Origin of the sequence: Desulfosarcina sp. (genome assembly GCF_041551955.1) — a bacterium.
GTDB lineage: Bacteria > Desulfobacterota > Desulfobacteria > Desulfobacterales > Desulfosarcinaceae > Desulfosarcina.
In genome coordinates, this window is the sequence record NZ_JBFELV010000474.1 from 1 (window position 1) to 3,795 (window position 3,795).

Below are 3,795 nucleotides of genomic sequence, written 5' to 3' on the forward strand. Positions count from 1 at the left end.
GTGAAACAACCGCATCCATGGTATAGGACAACCATCGATTTAAAGCCAAGTCGCTCCACTTCCGCCTAACACGACAAACAGACAGGCAGGCCAATGGGTTCTGACGGCAAACATGATCTCACATATCTGATCAACGAGGTTTCCCGGCGGGTTGAGCTTTCCCAAAAGCGGATTCGGGAATATGAAAAAGGCGGGCTGGTCAAGCCCGAACGCGAACCACGGACCAACAACCGGCGCTATTCCGAATCCGACATCAGCCAGATCCTTCGTGTCAAGGAGTTGATCCACGAGCACGGTTTCACGGTAGCGTGCCTGAGGTATTTTCTGGCTTCCGCCCCATGCTGGGTGATTTTCAATTGTGCCGAAAAAGAAGACTGCAAAACTTACAAGGACGCCCGCATTCCCTGCTACGATATCGCCAAAAAGGCTACCGGCCACAGTGGGCTGAAGAATTGCGAAAGCTGCCCCATCTACCTTAACCGCGCTGTAAAAAAGATGCCGCTGCTGTTCAAATCCTGATCGATCACCAAGGCCGCTAAGGAAAAACGCCTTGACGCATCGTTTCTGATCACTATTTTATAATTCAATATTTTATGAACCTGCGTTGGGAACAATGACCCAGACATCCACCATATTGTGCCTGGAAAGACGAACCGGAATTGAACGCCGCCGGTACTCTTATGATTCCCACATCCCCGATCGCAGGGCCTCAAGGGGACAGCGCAGCGCCCTGGGCCGCCGCAGTGAAGACTGGATCGACCCGAGGCGCATGACGCTCAACACGTTTGGACACTCCCCGCGGCTCCGATGAGCGGGATCTCTGCTTCGCTCCGACCCCAATAAGGGGATTTTTGCTTCACGCCAACAAGCGGCGGGGGATGCTTGCGCAATCACGATTCAACGGCGCCCGACGCCCCTTGCCTTTGGACATCAGCCGATGTATATTGCCGTGACTGTCATCGGAAACCTTAACCTCTTTTTTCTAATTCCGCCCTGAAAGCCGAGGAAAAAGGCACCATGCGAATTCGATTGGCAATTCTGTCATTGTTATTCTGGGTTATCTATCCAATATCCACCCTGGCAGATGAACAGACGCTGCCGGCATCCCCCTCAGGAACCATATCCCAAGCCAATCCAGATGCTTCTCAAAAAGCTGAACCCGTAAAAAAAGAACCGGCTCTGGACGAACAGCCCCCAGCCACAAAAAATCCATCATCAGCAGCAGCGGACGACGGCAAAAAAACGATGGGCAACCAAGGTATCCCGTCTACCAAATCCAGCGAAATCGGCGCCGCGTCACCGGTTGACGGCGTGAAACCGCAAACGTCCCCCACGCCCACCGTGCAGGACAGGCGCTGGATTATCCGCACACCTCCGCCGACATCAAAAAAAGCCAAATCGGCACCTGTAAAAAAGGTAAAGTGGATCAGTGACACACAGAAAAAGCAATGCGACGCAGACCTTGAACGCTTGAGCGCTGCATTCCTCAAGGCGCGATACTACTCCATACAAGGAGATTCTTGCGCCTGCGCTGAACATGCGGACCAGTTTCTCAACATCTACGAAAAAAGCCGTGTGGCTTGTCCGGACAATTTTTTGGAAAATGAAGGCTACAGCGACCGCATCACCCGCAACATGGGGTGGCTGAAGGCATTGGGCGAAAAACGTTGCATGGGCCCGACAGCTGCGCCTGAAATCCAACCCCAGTCAACGGAAACCCACCATCCGGCAGAAGCGAATGCCTCACCAGGCAGCCGGACCGAAGACCTCAAGAACCTGTCCGACAAACCGCTGGAGAGGTCTATAGAAACCCCGTCGGGTGAGCCGGCCGCGATCCAACGATAGTCCTTGTCATTGAGCACTGTTTTTAAATTGGGTGGCTCATTCGAATGAATGATTACTGGCTCTCGCCGCTCTCGGCAACGGACGGATAGTCGATATTCTTCGTTTCCATACGATGGTTGGATGCGATTTCTTCCTTCCAACAATAGAGAACCGGAACCACCAGCATGGTCATCACCTCGAAAAGCATGCCACCGAATGTCGGGATGGCCATGGGAATCATGATGTCCGCCCCCCGCCCGGTGGAGGTCAACACGGGGATCAGCGCCAGCAATGTGGTCGCGGTGGTCATCACGCAGGGACGAACGCGCCTTAGACCGGCCTCGATCACCAGATGATGAACCTCGGTGTTCGTTTGCGGCCGATTCGTGGCAAACTGATTATTCAAGTAGGTGGCCATCACCACACCATCGTCTGAAGCGATACCGAAAAGGGCTAGAAATCCCACCCAGATGGCGACGCTGAGGTTGACCGGGTGAACGTTGAAAAGGCTGCTCATGGAAGTGCCGAATACCGTAAAATTCAAAAACCACGGTTGCGCATACAGCCACAAGAAAACAAAGCCGCCCGACCAGGAAACGGCAATCCCTGAAAAAACAATCCCGGTAACTGCCGTCGATTTGAACTGCAGGTAAAGGATAATAAAGATGATGGCCAATGCGGCCGGCAAAATGATCTGCAGTCGCTTTTCCGAGCGCGCCTGATTCTCGTATGTGCCGGTGAAGACATAGCTGACACCTGCCGGGAGGGACAGGGCCCCGGTGGCCAATTTATCTTTCAGGTAAGCGTCCGCATCGTTGACCACAGTGGTTTCGGCGACACCCCCGCGGCCATCGAACAGGACGTAACCGGTCATGAAGGTGTCCTCGCTCTTGATCACCTGGGGACCTTTGACGTAGATAATTTCCGCGACCTGCCGAAGCGGGATTTGCGACCCGTCGGGCAGCGGAACCAGGACGCCCCCCAATGTCTCGAGGTCATCCCGCAGCTCGCGGATATAACGCACCCGCACCGGATAGCGCTCCCTCCCTTCCACGGTCGTCGTCACCTGGCGCCCGCCGATGGCAAACTCGATGACGTCCAGAACCGTCTGCAGCCGCATCCCATATTGAGCGATGGCCTGTCGATCCACCTCTATCTCGAGATAGGGCTTGCCGATGATGCGGTCAGCAATCACCGTCTGAGGATTGATCGAATGCACCTGCCTTAACAAACGCTCAATCTTCAGAGACGCGTCTTGGATCGTCGGCAAGTCCGGCCCAAACACTTTAATGCCCATGCTTGAACGGATACCGCTCTGCAGCATGACCATTCGGGCGGAAATCGGTTGGAGTTTGGATGCCGTGGTTGTTCCCGGTATACGTGCCGCCTGGACGATCGCATGCCAGATGTCATCGGCATCACGAATACCCTCCCAGCGAGGCCTTCCCGAATTCAGGGAAGGCTCCAGGGCCGGTCTCCACAATCGAAATGGCTTGCCGTCGGCATCGGCCACCAAGCGGCCCTGATCATCGCGTGCATAGCGTCCCTGAATCCGGTAGGGGCGTCCGTCCAGCGCCGGCAGGGGGTGGCCGGCAGCATCCCGCACCCAATCCGTTTCATCGGCGTAATGCCGAAAGCGCAGAAGCTCGCCTGCATCGCTGAGCAGGTATTGCGGCCGGTAGGTGATCAGTGTCTCGATCATGGACACCGGGGCCGGATCCAGAGGCGTTTGTGCCCTCCCCAGTTTACCGACAGCCACCTTGACTTCGGGAATCGCCTGGATAGCACGGTCCTGCTTCTTTAAAATGTCCAGCACCTCGCCGATGGAGGCATGCGGCATGGTCGTGGGCATCAGCAGAAAGGAGCCTTCGTCAAGAGGGGGCATGAACTCTTTCCCCAACCCGGGAAACCGCTGCTGCACCCACTGGTAGGGCGCGGCTTGTTTGACCAGGCGCGGAACCCATCCCCACA

At 55.6% G+C, this 3,795-nt stretch carries 3 protein-coding genes; 2 read left to right on the plus strand and 1 reads right to left on the minus strand.

From position 1 onward, the window contains the following. Positions 1–93 precede the first annotated feature (93 nt). Complete coding sequence (locus tag ABYV26_RS22705) at positions 94–519, plus strand: MerR family transcriptional regulator (RefSeq protein WP_372683635.1); 426 nt, start codon at positions 94–96, stop codon at positions 517–519. Positions 520–1,017: 498 nt separating this feature from the next. Next, positions 1,018–1,845 carry a hypothetical protein gene (locus tag ABYV26_RS22710; protein ID WP_372683636.1) on the plus strand — a complete coding sequence of 276 codons (828 nt, stop codon included), beginning with the start codon at positions 1,018–1,020 and terminating at the stop codon, positions 1,843–1,845. Positions 1,846–1,897: 52 nt separating this feature from the next. Here the strand turns inward: ABYV26_RS22710 and ABYV26_RS22715 are convergent. After that, positions 1,898–3,795: efflux RND transporter permease subunit (locus tag ABYV26_RS22715; protein ID WP_372683637.1), on the minus strand; the 1,898-nt coding region annotated here is incomplete at its 5' end.